Annotated in this window: 18 protein-coding genes; 7 read left to right on the top strand and 11 right to left on the bottom strand. The window is 58.5% G+C overall.

Going from position 1 to position 16,820, the window contains the following annotated elements:
• Nucleotides 1–229 precede the first annotated feature (229 nt).
• Both prpB and RGM3321_RS27455 read right to left on the bottom strand, forming a co-directional pair.
• The gene (prpB, locus tag RGM3321_RS27460) at nucleotides 230–1,123 is read right to left on the bottom strand and encodes a methylisocitrate lyase (RefSeq protein WP_244395647.1); all 894 of its coding nucleotides are present in this window, start codon (nucleotides 1,121–1,123) and stop codon (nucleotides 230–232) included.
• Nucleotides 1,120–1,827, bottom strand: a complete 708-nt coding sequence (locus RGM3321_RS27455) for a GntR family transcriptional regulator (protein WP_244395646.1) — start codon at nucleotides 1,825–1,827, stop codon at nucleotides 1,120–1,122. Before RGM3321_RS27455 ends, prpB begins: the two co-directional genes overlap by 4 nt.
• 297 nt (nucleotides 1,828–2,124) lie before the next feature.
• Between RGM3321_RS27455 and RGM3321_RS27450 the strand changes: the two genes are divergently transcribed.
• From RGM3321_RS27450 to pabB, 4 genes are all read left to right on the top strand, one after another.
• Nucleotides 2,125–2,676, top strand: coding sequence for an ATP-dependent zinc protease (locus tag RGM3321_RS27450; protein ID WP_122258753.1), 552 nt, complete (start codon nucleotides 2,125–2,127; stop codon nucleotides 2,674–2,676).
• A 4-nt stretch (nucleotides 2,677–2,680) separates the two neighbouring features.
• Nucleotides 2,681–4,216 carry an inactive transglutaminase family protein gene (locus RGM3321_RS27445; protein WP_005732527.1) on the top strand — a complete coding sequence of 512 codons (1,536 nt, stop codon included), beginning with the start codon at nucleotides 2,681–2,683 and terminating at the stop codon, nucleotides 4,214–4,216.
• Entirely contained in the window at nucleotides 4,216–5,193 is a 978-nt protein-coding gene (locus RGM3321_RS27440) for an alpha-L-glutamate ligase-like protein (protein ID WP_161794680.1), read from the top strand. The genes RGM3321_RS27445 and RGM3321_RS27440 overlap by 1 nt, the downstream gene beginning before the upstream one ends.
• 75 nt (nucleotides 5,194–5,268) lie before the next feature.
• Entirely contained in the window at nucleotides 5,269–6,612 is a 1,344-nt protein-coding gene (pabB, locus tag RGM3321_RS27435; protein ID WP_244395645.1) for an aminodeoxychorismate synthase component I, read from the top strand.
• A gap of 125 nt (nucleotides 6,613–6,737) precedes the next feature.
• Here the strand turns inward: pabB and thrH are convergent, their stop codons facing one another.
• A complete protein-coding gene (gene thrH / locus RGM3321_RS27430; protein ID WP_058401040.1) occupies nucleotides 6,738–7,355 on the bottom strand; it encodes a bifunctional phosphoserine phosphatase/homoserine phosphotransferase ThrH in 618 nt (205 codons plus the stop codon).
• A gap of 139 nt (nucleotides 7,356–7,494) precedes the next feature.
• Between thrH and RGM3321_RS27425 the strand changes: the two genes are divergently transcribed.
• A complete protein-coding gene (locus RGM3321_RS27425; protein WP_244395644.1) occupies nucleotides 7,495–8,229 on the top strand; it encodes a phosphoadenylyl-sulfate reductase in 735 nt (244 codons plus the stop codon).
• Nucleotides 8,230–8,307: 78 nt separating this feature from the next.
• On the opposite strand, the gene cysB is transcribed toward RGM3321_RS27425, so the two are convergent.
• From cysB to RGM3321_RS27405, 4 genes are all read right to left on the bottom strand, one after another.
• On the bottom strand, nucleotides 8,308–9,282 hold the full coding sequence (gene cysB / locus RGM3321_RS27420) for an HTH-type transcriptional regulator CysB (protein WP_003382487.1): 975 nt from the start codon (nucleotides 9,280–9,282) through the stop codon (nucleotides 8,308–8,310).
• Between the two features lie 159 nt (nucleotides 9,283–9,441).
• Nucleotides 9,442–9,930: a universal stress protein gene (locus RGM3321_RS27415; RefSeq protein WP_058408926.1), complete on the bottom strand. Its 489-nt coding sequence runs from the start codon at nucleotides 9,928–9,930 to the stop codon at nucleotides 9,442–9,444.
• Nucleotides 9,931–10,006: 76 nt separating this feature from the next.
• On the bottom strand, nucleotides 10,007–10,927 hold the full coding sequence (locus RGM3321_RS27410; RefSeq protein WP_244395643.1) for a 5'-nucleotidase: 921 nt from the start codon (nucleotides 10,925–10,927) through the stop codon (nucleotides 10,007–10,009).
• A 3-nt stretch (nucleotides 10,928–10,930) separates the two neighbouring features.
• Nucleotides 10,931–11,902 carry a putative 2-dehydropantoate 2-reductase gene (locus RGM3321_RS27405; RefSeq protein ID WP_244395642.1) on the bottom strand — a complete coding sequence of 324 codons (972 nt, stop codon included), beginning with the start codon at nucleotides 11,900–11,902 and terminating at the stop codon, nucleotides 10,931–10,933.
• 243 nt (nucleotides 11,903–12,145) lie between these two features.
• Here RGM3321_RS27405 and RGM3321_RS27400 point away from each other — a divergent pair, with 243 nt between their 5' ends.
• The gene (locus RGM3321_RS27400) at nucleotides 12,146–13,222 is read left to right on the top strand and encodes a 3-deoxy-7-phosphoheptulonate synthase (RefSeq protein ID WP_058401037.1); all 1,077 of its coding nucleotides are present in this window, start codon (nucleotides 12,146–12,148) and stop codon (nucleotides 13,220–13,222) included.
• A gap of 85 nt (nucleotides 13,223–13,307) precedes the next feature.
• On the opposite strand, the gene RGM3321_RS27395 is transcribed toward RGM3321_RS27400, so the two are convergent.
• On the bottom strand, nucleotides 13,308–13,595 hold the full coding sequence (locus RGM3321_RS27395; RefSeq protein WP_002553019.1) for a GNAT family N-acetyltransferase: 288 nt from the start codon (nucleotides 13,593–13,595) through the stop codon (nucleotides 13,308–13,310).
• A gap of 472 nt (nucleotides 13,596–14,067) precedes the next feature.
• Between RGM3321_RS27395 and oprI the strand changes: the two genes are divergently transcribed.
• Nucleotides 14,068–14,319 carry an outer membrane lipoprotei OprI gene (gene oprI, locus RGM3321_RS27390; RefSeq protein WP_002553018.1) on the top strand — a complete coding sequence of 84 codons (252 nt, stop codon included), beginning with the start codon at nucleotides 14,068–14,070 and terminating at the stop codon, nucleotides 14,317–14,319.
• 476 nt (nucleotides 14,320–14,795) lie between these two features.
• On the opposite strand, the gene RGM3321_RS27385 is transcribed toward oprI, so the two are convergent.
• The 3 genes from RGM3321_RS27385 to RGM3321_RS27375 form a co-directional block, all read right to left on the bottom strand.
• The gene (locus RGM3321_RS27385) at nucleotides 14,796–15,761 is read right to left on the bottom strand and encodes a L,D-transpeptidase family protein (protein WP_002553017.1); all 966 of its coding nucleotides are present in this window, start codon (nucleotides 15,759–15,761) and stop codon (nucleotides 14,796–14,798) included.
• Between the two features lie 112 nt (nucleotides 15,762–15,873).
• Nucleotides 15,874–16,155, bottom strand: coding sequence for a hypothetical protein (locus RGM3321_RS27380; RefSeq protein WP_002553016.1), 282 nt, complete (start codon nucleotides 16,153–16,155; stop codon nucleotides 15,874–15,876).
• Nucleotides 16,156–16,211: 56 nt separating this feature from the next.
• A complete protein-coding gene (locus RGM3321_RS27375; RefSeq protein ID WP_004664750.1) occupies nucleotides 16,212–16,817 on the bottom strand; it encodes an arylesterase in 606 nt (201 codons plus the stop codon).
• Between the last annotated feature and the right edge of the window lie 3 nt (nucleotides 16,818–16,820).

Raw genomic sequence — 16,820 nt, 5'->3', positions numbered from 1 at the left:
GCATTTCGTGACGCTCCGCGTCACACATTGGAGCCTTGACGCGTGATTCAGGCCATACGAAGCAGGCCTGGGCTTCGATTACGTTTGCTTTCTCGCCAGACTGGAGACTTCTGACGCAGAGCGTCACGAACTGCCTGCCAACGCGGAGCATTGGCACGATAGTCATCTCAAGACCTGTGTATGACGCTGAGCTTGCAGCGTGGGAACGAGAGTTCTCGTTCTGTGCCCATCAGCCCTTCTTCTGCGCAAACAGCGCGTCCAGTTTCTGTTCGAATGTGTGGTAGTCGATGGCGTCGTACAGCTCCATGCGCGTCTGCATGCTGTCGACCACGTTCTTCTGGCTGCCATCGCGACGAATTGCGCCGTAAACATTTTCCGCAGCCCTGTTCATGGCACGGAAGGCAGAAAGCGGGTAAAGGACCAGCGACACATCGGCCGCGCGCAGCTCATCGACGGTAAACAAGGGCGTAGCGCCAAATTCAGTGATATTGGCCAGGATCGGCACGCCTGCACGGTTGGCAAATTGCTTGTACATCGCCAGTTCGGTGATGGCCTCAGGAAACACCATGTCCGCGCCAGCTTCGATACAGGCCGCAGCACGCTCAAGTGCCGACTCCAGCCCCTCGACCGCCAGTGCATCGGTGCGCGCCATGATCACGAAACTGTCGTCAGTGCGTGCATCCACGGCGGCCTTGATACGGTCGACCATTTCCTGCTGCGAGACAATTTCCTTGTTCGGCCGATGCCCGCAGCGCTTGGTACCCACCTGATCCTCAATGTGAATCGCCGCAGCCCCGGCCTTGATCATCGAGCGCACGGTTCGCGCCACATTGAACGCCGAAGAACCGAAACCGGTGTCGACATCCACCAGCAGCGGCAGGTCGCAGACATCGGTGATGCGGCGCACATCAATCAACACGTCTTCAAGACCGGTAATCCCCAGGTCCGGAATACCCAGTGACCCTGCTGCAACGCCGCCGCCAGAAAGGTAGATAGCCTTGAACCCGCCACGTTTTGCGAGCAGCGCATGATTGGCATTTATTGCGCCGACCACTTGCAACGGCTGTTCACTGACGACAGCATCGCGGAAACGCTGGCCGGGAGTACTGTTGTTATGACTCATTGTTCACCTCGGTCGGGAGCCGCCTGAAAGTGGCGCTCGATGTTGCGTCTGGATGCACCGATATGGCGGCGCATCAACAATTCAGCCAGCTCACCGTCGCGATCAGCGATGGCATCAAGAATACGGTGATGTTCGGTAAAGGCCTGACGAGGCCGGTTGGGCGTTGTGGAATACTGGATGCGGTACATGCGCACCAGTTGGTACAACTCGCCACACAGCATCTGGCTGAGGGTACGATTGCCGCTGCCCTGAATGATCCGGTAATGGAAATCGAAATCGCCCTCCTGCTGGTAATAGCCGATGCCCGCCTGAAACGCAGCATCGCGCTCGTGGGTATCAAGGACGCCGCGCAACTCATCGATCTCGGCCTGGGTCATGCGCTCGGCGGCGAGGCGGCAGGCCATCCCTTCCAGAGACTCACGGATCTCATAAAGCTCGATCAGCTCGGCATGGCTGAGCGCGACAACACGTGCACCGACGTGCGGCACGCGCACCACCAGTCGCTGCCCTTCGAGCCGGTGAATGGCTTCACGTAACGGCCCGCGACTGATGCCGTAGGTGCGCGCCAGCTCCGGTTCGGAGATCTTGCTACCGGGCGCAATCTCGCCTTTCACAATAGCGGATTGAATGCGTCGGAAAACGTTCTCGGAGAGGGTTTCCGATTCGTCAACGACCGCCACTGCCTTTTCGACCGCACTCAGCATTGTCGACACCTTTAGACTGTCAAGACGCAAATCTAGCCATAAACCGCAAATCAGTCAAAATAAAACAGAGGATTGTCGACAATACATCAAAAGGACGCTCAAAGGTTCCTGCAAGAGAACCTGAACAGACATACAGGTTGATCGCTGGCAGCGCCGAGGCTTCATGCTAGAATGCGCCGCGTCCGCACAGCACGCGCCTCACCGGAGCGGCGACTGCGAACTGCCTGCCCTATCACCCTCAGGTCAACTCCATTTGCGCCCTGACCCTGAAGTTGTTCGCTCATCGCGCCAGGATTTATGAGACTGACTAGCCTGCCCACACTGCTCTGCCTGCTGTTCTTTTCCGGCCTGCTGCTGCCCAGCGTCAGCCTGGCCGCCAACAAGACAGTTTATGGCCTCAACGAATACGCCAGCCTCATTGAAATCGACGTCGAGATTGCCGCCAAACTGGATACGGGGGCCAAGACCGCTTCACTGAGCGCCCGCGACATCAAGCATTTCAAACGCAATGGCGAAAGCTGGGTGCGCTTCTATATAGCCAGCGACAGCAAGCATATACACCCCATAGAACGGCCTCTGGCCCGGGTCAGCAAGATCAAGCGTCGCGCCGACGACGTTGACCCGAATGAAGAAAACAAATACTCGTCACGTCCGGTGATCAACCTCGATATCTGTATGGGTGAAGCTTTACGCACCATCGAAGTGAACTTGACTGACCGAAGTGCTTTCCAATATCCGCTTTTGATCGGCTCCGAAGCGTTGAAACGCTTCGATGCGCTGGTCGATCCAAGTCTTAAATATGCGGCAGGGAAGCCCGGCTGCGCTTCCGTCGCTCAAAACGCAGAGTAAACCCATGCGCTCTCTTACACTCCATCTGAAGATCCTGATCACCGCCCTTGTGACCCTGGGCATCGCGATCACGGCCTACCAGATACTGGCGCTCGGCATACCCGTCACCGAAGACGAAACCGATGACCTGTGGAATATCGACGCCAAAGTCGAATTCATTGCCAATCCAAAGGATTCGGTGAAGGTCCAGATGTTCGTGCCGCCACTGGCCCACGACTACATCAGCCTCAATGAAAGCTTCATCTCGAACAATTACGGCGTCAGCGTCAACCGTGCTGACGGCAACCGCAAGGTCACCTGGTCCGCCCGTCGCGCCACCGGCAACCAGACGCTTTACTACCGCCTGGTACTGACCAAGCGCTACAGCGGTGAGAAACCCAAGGTCAAAGGGCCGATCTTTCGCGACAGCATGACCGTCGAAGGCCCCGAAAAAATTGCAGCCGAGGCACTGCTGGCCCCGATTCGCCAGCACTCTGCGGACGTGGAAACCTTCATTACCGAGGCCATCAAACGCGTCAACAACCTGAATGACGATAACGTCAAGCTGCTGCTGGCCGGTGATAACTCGGCCTCCAACAAGGCCCGGGTCACCGAGCTGCTGCTGTCGATCGCCCACGTACCACTGGAAAAGGCCCACACCATTCGCCTGGATGCCGAGCAGCAGACGCCGGAACTCTGGCTGCGCAGCTTCAATGGCAAGGAATGGCTGTACTTCAACCCGGACACCGGTGAAGCCGGTCTGCCGGATGATCGCTTGTTGTGGTGGACCGGTGAAGACGCCCTGGTCAGTGTCGAAGGAGGCAAGAAAGTGCAAGTCACGTTCAGCCTCAATAACAGTGAAATGAACGCCATGCGTCTCGCCAAACTGACCGATGCCAGCACAGACTCCGACTTCCTCGCCTATTCTCTCTACGGGCTGCCGCTGCAAACCCAGCAGACCTTCATGGTCATGGTCATGATCCCGATTGGCGTACTGGTCATCCTGATCCTGCGCAACCTGATCGGCCTGCAGACACTGGGCACTTTCACGCCCGTGCTGATTGCCCTGGCGTTCCGCGAAACCCAACTGGGCTTCGGCATTATTCTGTTTACGGTGATCACCGCTCTGGGCTTGTCATTGCGCTCGTACCTGGAGCACCTGAAGCTGCAAATGCTGCCACGCCTGTCGGTTGTACTGACCTTCGTTGTGGTGCTGATTGCAGCCATCAGCCTGTTCAGCCACAAGCTGGGGCTCGAACGCGGGCTTTCGGTAGCGCTGTTCCCGATGGTGATCCTGACCATGACCATCGAACGCCTGTCGATTACCTGGGAAGAGCGAGGCGGCAGCCACGCCATGAAAGTCGCGATCGGCACGCTGTTCGCGGCATCGTTGGCACACCTGATCATGAGCGTGCCGGAACTGACCTATTTCGTTTTCACCTTCCCGGCAGTGCTGTTGATACTGGTCGGCTTCATGCTGGCGATGGGCAGATACCGTGGCTATCGCCTGACCGAACTGATGCGCTTCAAGGCTTTTCTGAAAGAGGAAAAGACTAAATGATCGGCTGGTGGAAGACCTGGAAGGCGCTTGAGGCCCGCGGCATCATGGGCATCAATCGACGTAACGCCGACTATGTGCTCAAGTACAACAAGCGCAGCCTTTATCCGGTCGTCGATGACAAGATCATCACCAAGGAGCGGGCCATCGCGGCAGGCATTCACGTGCCGGAAATGTACGGAGTGATTTCCACGGAAAAGGAAATCGACAGGCTTGACGATATCATCGGCGCGCACAGCGACTTCGTGATCAAGCCCGCCCAGGGCGCAGGCGGCGACGGCATTCTGGTCATCGCCGACCGTTTCGAGGAGCGATTTCGCACCGTCTCGGGACGCATCATCAGCCATGCGGAAATCGAGCATCAGGTGTCCAGCATCCTCACGGGCCTTTATTCGCTGGGCGGCCACCGTGACCGGGCACTGATCGAATACCGGGTTGTTCCGGACCCGATCTTCAAAAGCATCAGTTATGAGGGCGTGCCGGACATCCGCGTCATCGTGCTGATGGGCTATCCGGTGATGGCCATGCTGCGCCTCCCGACCCGCCAGTCAGGTGGCAAGGCCAACCTGCATCAGGGCGCGATTGGCGTCGGTGTGGACCTGGCCACCGGCGTCACCCTGCAAGGCACCTGGCTGAACAACATCATCAGCAAGCACCCGGACACCACCCATTCGGTAGACGGCGTGCAACTGCCCAACTGGGACGGCTTCATGAAGCTTGCCGCCGAGTGTTACGAGCTGTGTGGTCTGGGCTACATCGGTGTCGATATGGTACTGGACCAGGACAAGGGCCCGCTGATTCTGGAACTCAATGCCCGTCCCGGCCTGAATATTCAGATCGCCAACGACAGTGGCCTGACCCATCGCACTCAGGCCGTCGAGGCGCGCCTGGAACAACTGGCTCTCGAAGGACGCCAGGAATCCGCGCAGGAGCGGGTCAGCTTTGTACAGGAACTGTTTGGCCACGTACCAGGCATCTGAACGGACATACCGCTAGGACTGCCGCATCGGCAAGGCTACAATCGCCAGCCGCGTTTCCAAGACCGATATTCGACGATGCCGATCTGCTCGATACACCCCCTGCCCTACTGCACCGACCCGATCGCGTTCTTTGCGCGAATCCGCGCGGCGCCGGGCGCGGTGCTGCTCGACAGCGGCAGGCCGAACGCCGAGCGCGGCCGATATGACCTGCTCAGTGCATGGCCGCTGCAGGAACTGACCGTTGCCGATGACGAGAATGGGGCCGCCTATCTTCAGCGGTTGCGCGACAGTCTCAAAGCGCTCGGCACAGCGCAATTACCTGACGGGTGCGAACTGCCCTTCGCTGGCGGCCTGATCGGTTATCTGAGCTATGAGTTTGGTCGACGCCTGGAACCGCTACCGGATCAGGCCATCGACGACCTGCAACTGCCCGAAGCGCGCCTGGGGCTCTACGCCTGGGCGCTGATCAGTGATCATCAGCATCAGACCAGCCAGCTTGTCTTACACCCGACGCTGGCCGAGACCGAGCGCAAACGGCTGATTGAGCTGTTCTCTGTCAGCGTCACTCAACCACCCACCGTTTTCCGGCTCAGCCAGGCGTTTCAGGCCAGCATCAGTGCGGACGACTATCGACAGGCTTTCGAACGCATTCAGGCCTACATCCAGGCGGGAGACTGTTATCAGGTCAACTTCGCGCAACGCTTTCAGGCGCAATGTACTGGCGACCCGTGGGCCGCTTATTGTGCACTGCGAGCGGCTTGCCCGACGCCGTTCGCCGGCTACCTGAGCCTGCCGGGGCACGATGCAATCCTGAGCCTTTCTCCGGAACGCTTCGTACGGGTCAGCGCCAGGCAGGTCGAAACCCGCCCCATCAAAGGCACGAGACCCCGTAGCGCGGACCCGGCGCAGGATGCCTCCTTCGCCGCCGAACTGCTGGCCAGCGACAAGGACCGTGCTGAAAACCTGATGATTGTCGACCTGCTGCGCAACGACCTCGGCCGCAGTTGCCGCATCGGCTCGGTGAAAGTCCCCGAGCTGTTCAGCCTCGAAAGCTACCCCAACGTGCACCATCTGGTGAGCAGCGTGACCGGAGAGCTGGCCGCTGGCAACGATGCACTGGACCTGATCGGTGGCAGTTTCCCTGGAGGCTCCATCACGGGCGCGCCGAAGATCCGCGCCATGCAGATCATCGACGAGCTGGAGCCGACCCGACGCAGCCTGTATTGCGGCTCGTTGATGTACCTGGACGTACGCGGCGAAATGGACAGCTCGATCGCCATCCGCAGCCTGCTGGTCAAGGATGGGCGCATTTCCTGCTGGGGCGGTGGCGGCATCGTCGCCGACTCGGACTGCGAGGCGGAATATCAGGAAACCTTCACCAAAGTCCGCGTGCTGCTGGAAACGCTTGAGGCGCTCTGAGATCAAGCTTCTGTGGGAGCGAACCGGGCGACGCTTGACTATCGTGCCAATGCTCCGCGTTGGCATGCTGTTCTGGACGCTCCGCGTCCGATCTTGCGCAGGAACGAGAAACGCAAGCCCTGCGTCTAGAGCGGCAGATCCCGATTCGACGCCTTGATGAACTCTTTTTTCAGCTCATCAAAGGTATGCACCGCCGGAAACTGCGGAAACTCGCGGATCACGTTGTCGGGGGCATGGAACAGGATACCGGCGTCAGCCTCGCCCAGCATGGTGGTGTCGTTGTAGGAGTCGCCCGCCGCAATGATCCGGTAGTACAGGCTTTTGAACGCCAGTACCGACTGACGCTTGGGGTCTTTCTGGCGCAACTGGTAACTGACCACCCGGCCGGTTTCATCAGTGATCAGGCGATGACATAGCAGGGTCGGAAAACCCAATTGGCGCATCAGCGGCTGCGAGAACTCGTAGAAAGTGTCGGACAGAATCACTACTTGAAAACGCTCGCGCAACCAGTTGACGAACTCCACCGCACCTTCCAGCGGCTTGAGGGTGGCGATCACTTCCTGAATGTCCGAAAGTTTCAGCCCGTGCTCATCGAGAATACGCAGGCGCTGCTTCATCAGGACGTCGTAGTCGGGAATGTCCCGAGTGGTTGCGCGCAGTGATTCAATACCGGTTTTTTCGGCAAAGGCGATCCATATTTCCGGGACAAGCACCCCTTCCAGGTCAAGACAGGCAATTTCCACAGCACACTCCTCAAGGCTTTGGCTATCAACGCAGGCAGCACTCTAGCCTCCGGCAACGGCCACTGAACAGCGGATTTTGTTACCATTGCCGCCATCACGAGCGCTTAAGCGCCACTCTTGCATTCTAGGAAGCCGCCTGATGAGCCAACCTTTCGACGTCGCTGAACTGGCGACGACCTATGCGAACAAGTCTGCACAAGACATTCTGAAACTGGCCTTCGAACACTTCGGTGACGAACTATGGATCTCCTTCAGCGGCGCCGAAGACGTCGTGTTGGTAGACATGGCCTGGAAACTGAACAAAAACGTCAAGGTCTTCAGTCTCGACACCGGGCGTCTGCACCCGGAAACCTATCGTTTCATTGAGCAGGTCCGTGACCACTACAAGATCGAGATCGAAATTATCTCGCCGGATCAGAGCAAGCTCGAACCTTTCGTCAAGGAAAAAGGCCTGTTCAGCTTTTACCGGGATGGTCATGGCGAATGCTGCGGCATCCGCAAGATCGAACCGCTGCGCCGCAAACTGTCTGGCGTCACAGCCTGGGCCACCGGCCAGCGTCGCGACCAGAGCCCTGGCACACGTAGCGCCGTTGCCGCACTGGAAATCGACAGCGCGTTCTCGACCGCCGAACGCACCCTGTACAAATTCAACCCGTTGGCGCAGATGAGCAGCGAAGAAATCTGGGGCTACATCCGCATGCTGGAACTGCCCTACAACAGCCTGCACGAGCGCGGTTTCATCAGCATCGGCTGCGAACCCTGCACCCGCCCGGTATTGCCGAACCAGCACGAACGCGAAGGTCGCTGGTGGTGGGAAGAAGCCACGCAGAAGGAATGCGGGCTGCATGCGGGCAACCTGATAGCGCGCAACTGACGCAGCCAGAGGCACGCCTCAACCTGCAGGCTACAAGTCAAAGCGCGCACGGCTCTGACTTGTAACTTGCCGCTGCTACTAGTGCACCGGCAACTCGACGTTGGCAAACAGCTCTTCCATTTCCTGTTTGTTATGGCACTGAATCGCCTTGGCCATGACTTCACGGGTCAGGTGCGGGGCGAACTTTTCGATGAAATCGCACATGAAGCCACGCAGGAAGGTACCGCGACGGAAAGCGATCTTGGTCACGCTGGACTCGAACAGATCGCTGGCGTCCAGTACCACCAGATCGCTGTCGACCTCTTCGTCTACCGCCATCCTTGCAACAATGCCCACGCCCAGATTCAGTCTGACGTAGGTCTTGATCACGTCAGCATCCGCAGCCGTGAACACGACCTTGGGCACCAGCCCCCGATGACTGAACGCTTCATCAAGCTTGGAGCGGCCGGTAAAACCGAATACGTAAGTCACAATCGGGTACTCGGCGAGCAGCTCCAGAGTGAGCTTGGGCACCTTGGTCAATGGGTGGCCCTGCGGTACAACAACGCAACGGTTCCAGCGGTAGCACGGCATCATCACCAGATCGCTGAACTGCTCAAGCGCTTCGGTGGCAATAGCGAAATCGACCGTCCCGTCAGCGGCCATTTCGGCGATCTGCATTGGCGAGCCCTGATGCATGTGCAAGGCCACGTCAGGGTACTGCTTGATGAAATTACTGATGACCGGCGGCAACGCATAGCGCGCCTGGGTGTGAGTGGTTGCGATCGACAGTGTGCCTTTCTTCTCGTTGGAGAACTCCTGGGCAATCTGCTTGATGCTTTCGACCTTGCGCAGAATCTCGCCTGCGGTGGTGATAATCCGCTCGCCTGCGGGTGTCACACGCGTCAGGTGCTTGCCGCTACGGGCGAAAACCTCGACGCCCAGCTCGTCTTCAAGCAGACGAATCTGCTTGCTGATGCCGGGCTGGGAGGTGTAAAGGCTCTGGGCCGTCGCAGAAACGTTGAGGTCGTGGTGCGCCACTTCCCAAATGTAGCGCAGTTGTTGGAGCTTCATATGTATCCCTCAAAGCAGATAAACCCTATGGGTATCAGCGACGGTATATAACTGGATTAATGGTGAGACGAATAATTCTAGAACTTTTTATCACCTTTGTAAGGCGATCGCACGCTCGATTTCACTAAAACCACCAATTGAACCTTCCTCTCCCTACCCTCACTCCTTTTTCAACATCATCGGAACCATGTAGACCGGCACATCGGAAAATTGCAGGACCCTGGCCGCCGTCCGGCCTATCGAGGTGCCCTCTTCTATCCTGCGACTGTGACTGCCCACCACCAGCAAATCCACCTCCAGCTTGTGCGCCTGCTCGATAATCACACTGGCAGGCTCTCCCTGAACGACACGTACTGTACGGATCAGGGAAAGGTCCGCGTGGCCGTCTCCCAGTTCTTCACGAAACCCGTCGAGCATTCGTTGTTCAATGGCGTCCAGAAACGTATTAACACCCTTGCCACGAAGCTCTTTCAAGGCCTCCTCGCCCAGATGGCTCTGCAGTACCGACTCGGCAAACAGGCCCAAAGGCTCAACGACATGGATTACATAAAGCCCTGCGTTGAACGTTCGAGCCAGCGCCAGCGCGTGCTGCGTTACATAAGGCGCGTACAGACCAAGGTCTGTGGCATACAGCATCGAACGAACCATACAACCTCCCGAACAACCGGAATGGCGGAGACTGACTCAGCGTAGCAGCGCATCATCGGCTGCGACGACTGACTTCTCAGCCACCGTTGGCAAGCGGCGTTATTTCATTGCTGATGCCATGCGGAACATGTCCGGTTGCCACCACTTCACGCGCCTTCTCGCAGTGACCGGGCTGATCGTCGAAGAACACATCGGCGGCAAATGCTTCAAGAAAGGCCGACTTCTGCAAGCCGCCGAGAAACAGCGACTCGTCGAGACGAATGTCCCATTCGCGCAAGGTACGGATCACCCGTTCATGTGCAGGTGCCGAGCGGGCCGTGACCAGCGCGGTACGAATCGGGCAGCTCGCATCGGAAAACTCACGCTGCAATTGGTAGAGCGCGGCGAGAAACGGTTTGAAGGGACCGCCACGCAATGGCTCGCGCGCCGACTCACGCTCGCTGGCCTGAAAGGCAGCCAGACCGCCGCTCTGGTAAACCCGCTCCGATTCGTCGGAAAACAACACGGCGTCACCATCGAACGCAATCCGCAGCTCGGCGCTGGCTGCACGCCGCGCACCGCCAGAAAGGATGGTCGCCGCAGCAAAACCGGCATCCAGCGCGCTGCGCACATCCTCGGCATGGGTCGACAGAAACAGATGGCAGCCAAACGCCGCCAGATAAGGATAAGGACTGCGCCCACCCGCGAAGGCGGCACGACTGATGTCCAGCCCGTAATGCTGGATCGAGTTGAAAACCCGCAGGCCGGTATCGGCGCTGTTGCGCGACACCAGCACCACTTCCACGCGCGCCTTGTCCAGGCTGGCATTGAGGCTCAGGAGTTTTTCAACCAGCGGGAAAGCGTCGCCCTGCTCGAGAATCTCATCCTCGTGCTCGATCTGATACTTGCGGTAGGCCTCCACGCCGTCGGCCATATACACCTCGTGGCTGTCGCGAAGATCGAACAGCGCCCGCGATGAAATCGCCAGCACCAGCTTATGGCCATCAGCCTCTGTCATGAGTCACTCCTCGTTTGCCGAGCGGTTACCGCGGTCAATAAATGCCAGTGCCTGATAAAGCGCCCGCATGCGGGGCATGTCAAACCCTGCGGCAAGCGCGGCTGCAAGGGGCCGGGCATAAATGGCTTCGAGCTCCAGTGGCCGCTTCTCGACCAGATCGTGATACATGCTGGGCCTGTAGTCCGGCATGCTCTGGGTCACGGTAAACAGATGCTGCGCGAACCCCGGCGGCAAGGCATGGCCACAGGCCTCGGCACCCTGTACCACTTCATCCATCAGCGCCTGGATCAATGCCTGACTGTCAGGGTCGGCCATCAATTGGCTGGTACTGGTCTGCAACAAGGCCGACAGCCCATTGTAGGGCACATTCCAGACCAGCTTCTGCCAGCGGGCCTGCTGCAGGTTGGCCATGACAGGGGCGTCGATGCCGGCCGCCTTGAACAGGGCCGCGCAGGCTTCGACGACCGCCATGCGGCTCGCTTGGTCGCCTGCCGGGCCGCTGTGATAGCCGATACTGACCGCGCCGAAGGCTTTATGAGCGACGACGCCGGGCGCAATCCGGTTGACGCAGACGAAACATAGCCCGCCCAATATATGCAGGCTGTCGGGCAGCACGCCGCGCAACTGATCTTCGACGGCCAGACCGTTCTGCAGCAGCAACACTTTGGCGTCCGGCGCAGCGGACTGGCTAATGATCGGCCCCAACGCGGCATTGCCGGTGCTCTTCGTGCCAACCAGCAACCAGTCGCAAGGCGGCATGTCAGCCGCCGAGCGATAGGCTTGAACGGGCTTGAGATGCAGATCGCCATGCACGGCACTATTGACCTGCAACCCCTCGCGCGCCACCGCCTCAAACTCGCTGCGCAGCAGAAAATGCACGTCGTATCCGGCACGCGCCAGCATCAGCCCGTAAAAGCCGCCGATGGCACCGGTACCAATAATGCCGACACGCGGACGACGGGAATCAACACTCATGACCTCTCCCTTGGCTGTCAGATTATTTCGGGCCGTACACTATCCGTCGCAGCGGATTGTCTTGCAATACAGCAGCGCGGCCCGGCGGGCAGTTACCCGTAACCTGCCCGATACCTCGTTTACTTATTGTCGAACAGCGCGATAACGCGCTAAGGTTCGGCTCCCCGCTGCGCTCAAACCTGCTGGGCACCGCCGCACGGGGGACCGTTGGCGGCCAGTACCCGCGACCTGATGAGTAACACGATGGCTGATTTACCGATTGACGACCTTAACGTTGCCTCCAACGAGACTCTGATCACCCCGGATCAGCTCAAGCGCGAAATCCCTCTGACCGACGCTGCCCTGCACACCGTCAGCCAGGGTCGCGAGGTGATTCGCAACATCCTCGATGGCAATGATCACCGCCTGTTCATCGTGATCGGCCCCTGCTCGATCCACGACCTGAAGGCAGCCAAGGAGTATGCAGAGCGCCTCAAGGCGTTGGCAGCAGAAGTGTCCGACACGCTGTATCTGGTCATGCGCGTCTATTTCGAGAAGCCACGCACTACCGTAGGCTGGAAAGGATTGATCAACGACCCGTACCTGGATGACTCGTTCAAGATCCAGGATGGACTGCACATCGGTCGCCAGTTGCTGCTGGACCTGGCTGAAATGGGTTTGCCAACCGCCACCGAAGCACTGGACCCGATCTCCCCGCAGTATCTGCAGGACCTGATCAGTTGGTCGGCCATTGGCGCGCGCACCACCGAATCCCAGACTCACCGCGAGATGGCTTCCGGCCTGTCGTCGGCAGTCGGCTTCAAGAACGGCACCGATGGCGGCCTGACCGTTGCCATCAACGCCTTGCAATCGGTCTCGAGCCCGCACCGCTTCCTTGGCATCAACCAGGAAGGTGGCGTGTCGATCGTGACCACCAAAGGCAATGCCTACGGCCATGTCGTGCTGCGCGGCGGCAATGGCAAGCCCAACTATGATTCGGTCAGCGTCGCGCTGTGCGAACAGGCCCTGAACAAGTCCGGCATTCGCCCGAACATCATGGTCGACTGCAGCCACGCCAACTCCAACAAGGACCCGGCCCTGCAGCCGCTGGTAATGGAAAACGTCGCCAACCAGATTCTGGAAGGCAACGAATCGATTATCGGCCTGATGGTTGAGAGTCACTTGAACTGGGGCTGTCAGGCGATTCCCAAGGACCTGTCAGAATTGCAGTACGGCGTCTCCATTACCGATGCCTGCATCGACTGGGAAAGCACTGAAAAGACCCTGCGCAGCATGCACGCGAAACTCAAGGGTGTGCTGCCCGCTCGCAAGCGCAAGTAACTGCCTGACCGATTAACCTGCAACAACGAAAACGCCGAGCATATGCTCGGCGTTTTTCATGCTGACGGTCAGTAAGCTCGATGTATCAGAGCTTGGCCGCCTGCGACTGCAGGTCGTGCAGCTCCATATAGCGCTCGACATAAGAACAGGACGGTATGACGGAATAGCCCATGCTGCCTGCATAGTCCAGGGCTTCCTTGGTCAGGGCGGCGGCTATACCGCGTCCGCGCAAGGCATCAGGCACAAAGGTCCGGTAGAAATCCAGCGTCTGCTTGCCGAGATCCATGTATGTCAGGTAGGCACGGTGGCCGTCGATAATGATTTCGAAATGGTGGCCGACTTCGTCATGGTGGATGGACAACGCCTCGCTCATCGCTACTCCTCGCGGGTCTTGGAATTTGACCCCTACCTTACCGGTCTTTTTCAGGCGAAGGAACATCTACGCCGCCCAGTGTCTGTTTTCGACACCGGTAAGAGCATTGCCGATCTCGACGCACATCACACTGAGATATTAGGCACCATTGCCGAATATGCTCAAGCGCAGTCGGATTAAAAACGCCTGAAAATGCTCCCGCACCGACCGACAGTCAAACATCTAAGGTTTTTGCAGATGTTCAAACGCGTTCTGCGGAACCGCCGATACGCACAGGGGTCCAGTGAAAGTGGATAGTTTTTGTACAGAACGCTTGAGAAGTAACGCGGAACACTTTCAAAGCAGGGAATTTTAGCAGCTTCTTGCGCTGGGTCCGTTTACTTACTACAAACAATGGGTACTATGTACGCCGGTCGTTTTCTCATTTTCGAGAGATGACTAATTTGAACAAAATTCCTTGAAGGTGAACACGATGAACAACGTTCTGAAATTCTCTGCTCTGGCTCTGGCCGCAGTTCTGGCTACCGGTTGCAGCAGCGTATCCAAAGAAACCGAAGCTCGTCTGACAGCTACCGAAGACGCAGCAGCTCGTTCGCAAGCACGTGCCGACGAAGCCTACCGCAAGGCTGACGAAGCTCTGGCTGCTGCTCAAAAAGCTCAGCAAACTGCTGACGAAGCCAACGAGCGCGCTCTGCGCATGCTGGACAAAGCTAGCCGCAAGTAATAATCCCCCGGGATTATTGAAAGCCGATCCGGCAACGGGTCGGCTTTTTTATGCCTGTTATCTGGCTGGGTGATGGCTTGTAGATTGGCACGATATCTACAGATTACCGCTCCGCACGCTTCAGCGTGGGAATGCAGTTCGTGACGCTCTGCGTCACACAGCGGTTCTGCGATGCCAGGTGGATCGGGGGTCGACTCAGGTCACCTTTTCGCCCCTCGGCGACTCACTTTGAGGGACCAAAGTGAGCAAAGTTCTTCGCTCCTGTTTCCGGCCCGACTTCGTCGGGTTCCGTCGCCCTGTCACTAACGTCGCACTCTACGTTGTCAGTGCGATCGCGATAAAAAAGCGCTTTATCTATGTACAGTGATTGCGGGCATGGCACTACGTTGCGCTGCAGCATAGATGTGACGCGGAGCGGCGCACGAAAGCTGAGGTTATCGTTGCGCTCGCTCTAGCGTCGTTATGCATAACGAGGACTACTGAAAAATCACTGGCTCCTCAGCACTCGCAGGCGCTTTGCCCGGTTCTGCGATCTCCACCGGCATGCCGTCTTCGGCCGCGACCACATCACGCACTACGTCCCAGTTCATGCGCAGGTTGTTGGCCAGGTCGTCACGTTTGAGCAGCGCATTGATGACCGCAGTGTGCTTGTCGACCACCGACGGGTTGCCCAGGTCATCGACCGGGGTGTGTGCTTCAAGGTAAACCTTGCCGCCACTGATGCCGAATTTGTAGGGCTCGCTGATGATTCGCACGGTCGTACCGACCGGAGCCATATCGGCCAGTTCCAGCACGTTGTTGTTGTACATACGGAAACAGCCATGACTGGTGCGCATGCCAATACCGAACTTTTTATTCGAACCGTGGATCAGGTAGCCAGAAAGCCCAAGACCGAATTTGAAAGGCCCCAGCGGGTTATCCGGACCGGCCGGCACTACGTCAGGCAGCGGATCACCGTCGGCGGCATGTTCGGCCTTGATCGAGGCAGGTGGCGTCCAGGTCGGGTTTGGCGTCTTGGCCGTTACCTTGGTCACCCCGATGGGCGAACCCCAGCCTTCACGGCCAACACCCAGCGGATAGGTGTGCACGACATTCTGCCCTTTGGGGTAGTAGTACATGCGGTACTCGGCAAGGTTGATGACTATTCCTTCGCGCGGGCCCGGCGGCAGAATGAAGCGGGTCGGCAGCACGATGTCCTTGCCTGCCCCCGGCAACCAGGGGTCAACACCAGGGTTGGCCGCGATCATTTCCAGATAACCCAGATCGTATTTTGTGCCCAGATCGGCAAAGGTGTCCTCGTATTTGGCCTTGATGACCTGCACCTGGCCCACGATGTCCTCGCCGGGCGGCGGCAACGGAAACTCCAGAGCATGGACAGAGCTCGCCGCGCACAGAGCAGCAAGCGACAGACAGCGGGTAACGGCTGGAATGCGCGACAACATCCGGGAAGATCCTTCGGGTAACGACTATAGAGATGGAAACAACAACTGAAGTGTACACCGGCACTTGCCGGATCGGGGATATCTGCGCCTGACCGGCGCGCGTTGGCGACAGCTAGAGTTCAGGCCAGATCGGATTCATGCCCCTGCGCTGCGCATCCATGATGGCCTTGCACAGCGGGCACAGACGCTCATCGCGCATGGCTTGCAGTTCGACGGCGCGCATCTGCGGCTGGGCAGGCAATAATGTGCCGCACAACGTCCGGTCGATCGAGCCGCCCAGCTCCAATTGGCGAGCAATCAGGTGGACGCGCACTTCCTGACAGGCGAACAGATCCAGCTGCTCATGGGGCTCAAGCATTTGATAGGCATACAGGGACCAGGCGGGACGCGGCATGGGGGGCTCCAGATCGGGGGCGCCACATTAGCCGAAAGCCCCCGTCCGGGAAAGCCTCAAAGCAGCGGTTTCAGGCTCGGCCAGACATTTTCCAGCAACTTGCCCTGAGCAGCTGCCGCCGGATGCAGACCATCAGCCTGCATCAGCTCGGGCACTCCGCCCACGCCTTCCAGAAAGAAGGGCACAAACGGGACTTTTTTCTGCTCGGCCAGGTTGCTGTAAACCTCTTTGAACGCATTGGTGTAACGCGGCCCGTAGTTGGGCGGTATCTGCATACCGAGCAGCAACACTTTCGCACCGGCTGCCCGAGAGCTGTCGATCATCGATGAAAGGTTTTGTTGCAATTGAGCGGGCTGCTGGCCACGCAGTCCGTCATTGCCACCCAATTCGAGAATAACCAGTTCCGGCTTATGCTCTGCAAGCAGCGCAGGCAGACGCGCCTGGCCTCCGGCACTGGTGTCGCCACTGATCGACGCATTGACCACCTTGTCGTCGAATCCCTCCTTGCTCAGACGCTGCTCCAGCAGGCTGACCCAACCCACGCGGGTATCCAGTCCGAAAGCCGCACTGATACTATCCCCGACGATCAATACCGTGCCCGCCAACGCGCCCTGTGACAGCAGCAGTAACCCCAGGCCAGCACTTAAAAACAACGCACGCATCGG

This window comes from Pseudomonas sp. RGM 3321 (assembly GCF_022836805.1).
In the GTDB taxonomy this organism is placed as follows: domain Bacteria; phylum Pseudomonadota; class Gammaproteobacteria; order Pseudomonadales; family Pseudomonadaceae; genus Aquipseudomonas.
Note: the sequence above shows the minus strand (reverse complement) of the source record. Positions and strands in the feature narration are given on the sequence as shown.

Coding starts and splice junctions, on each gene's coding strand:
- prpB (WP_244395647.1), bottom strand. CDS start 1,123: ATGAGTCATAACAACAGTACTCCCGGCCAGCGTTTCCGCGATGCTGTC.
- RGM3321_RS27455 (WP_244395646.1), bottom strand. CDS start 1,827: ATGCTGAGTGCGGTCGAAAAGGCAGTGGCGGTCGTTGACGAATCGGAA.
- RGM3321_RS27450 (WP_122258753.1), top strand. CDS start 2,125: ATGAGACTGACTAGCCTGCCCACACTGCTCTGCCTGCTGTTCTTTTCC.
- RGM3321_RS27445 (WP_005732527.1), top strand. CDS start 2,681: ATGCGCTCTCTTACACTCCATCTGAAGATCCTGATCACCGCCCTTGTG.
- pabB (WP_244395645.1), top strand. CDS start 5,269: ATGCCGATCTGCTCGATACACCCCCTGCCCTACTGCACCGACCCGATC.
- RGM3321_RS27425 (WP_244395644.1), top strand. CDS start 7,495: ATGAGCCAACCTTTCGACGTCGCTGAACTGGCGACGACCTATGCGAAC.
- cysB (WP_003382487.1), bottom strand. CDS start 9,282: ATGAAGCTCCAACAACTGCGCTACATTTGGGAAGTGGCGCACCACGAC.
- RGM3321_RS27415 (WP_058408926.1), bottom strand. CDS start 9,930: ATGGTTCGTTCGATGCTGTATGCCACAGACCTTGGTCTGTACGCGCCT.
- RGM3321_RS27410 (WP_244395643.1), bottom strand. CDS start 10,927: ATGACAGAGGCTGATGGCCATAAGCTGGTGCTGGCGATTTCATCGCGG.
- RGM3321_RS27405 (WP_244395642.1), bottom strand. CDS start 11,902: ATGAGTGTTGATTCCCGTCGTCCGCGTGTCGGCATTATTGGTACCGGT.
- RGM3321_RS27400 (WP_058401037.1), top strand. CDS start 12,146: ATGGCTGATTTACCGATTGACGACCTTAACGTTGCCTCCAACGAGACT.
- RGM3321_RS27395 (WP_002553019.1), bottom strand. CDS start 13,595: ATGAGCGAGGCGTTGTCCATCCACCATGACGAAGTCGGCCACCATTTC.
- oprI (WP_002553018.1), top strand. CDS start 14,068: ATGAACAACGTTCTGAAATTCTCTGCTCTGGCTCTGGCCGCAGTTCTG.
- RGM3321_RS27385 (WP_002553017.1), bottom strand. CDS start 15,761: ATGTTGTCGCGCATTCCAGCCGTTACCCGCTGTCTGTCGCTTGCTGCT.
- RGM3321_RS27380 (WP_002553016.1), bottom strand. CDS start 16,155: ATGCCGCGTCCCGCCTGGTCCCTGTATGCCTATCAAATGCTTGAGCCC.
- RGM3321_RS27375 (WP_004664750.1), bottom strand. CDS start 16,817: ATGCGTGCGTTGTTTTTAAGTGCTGGCCTGGGGTTACTGCTGCTGTCA.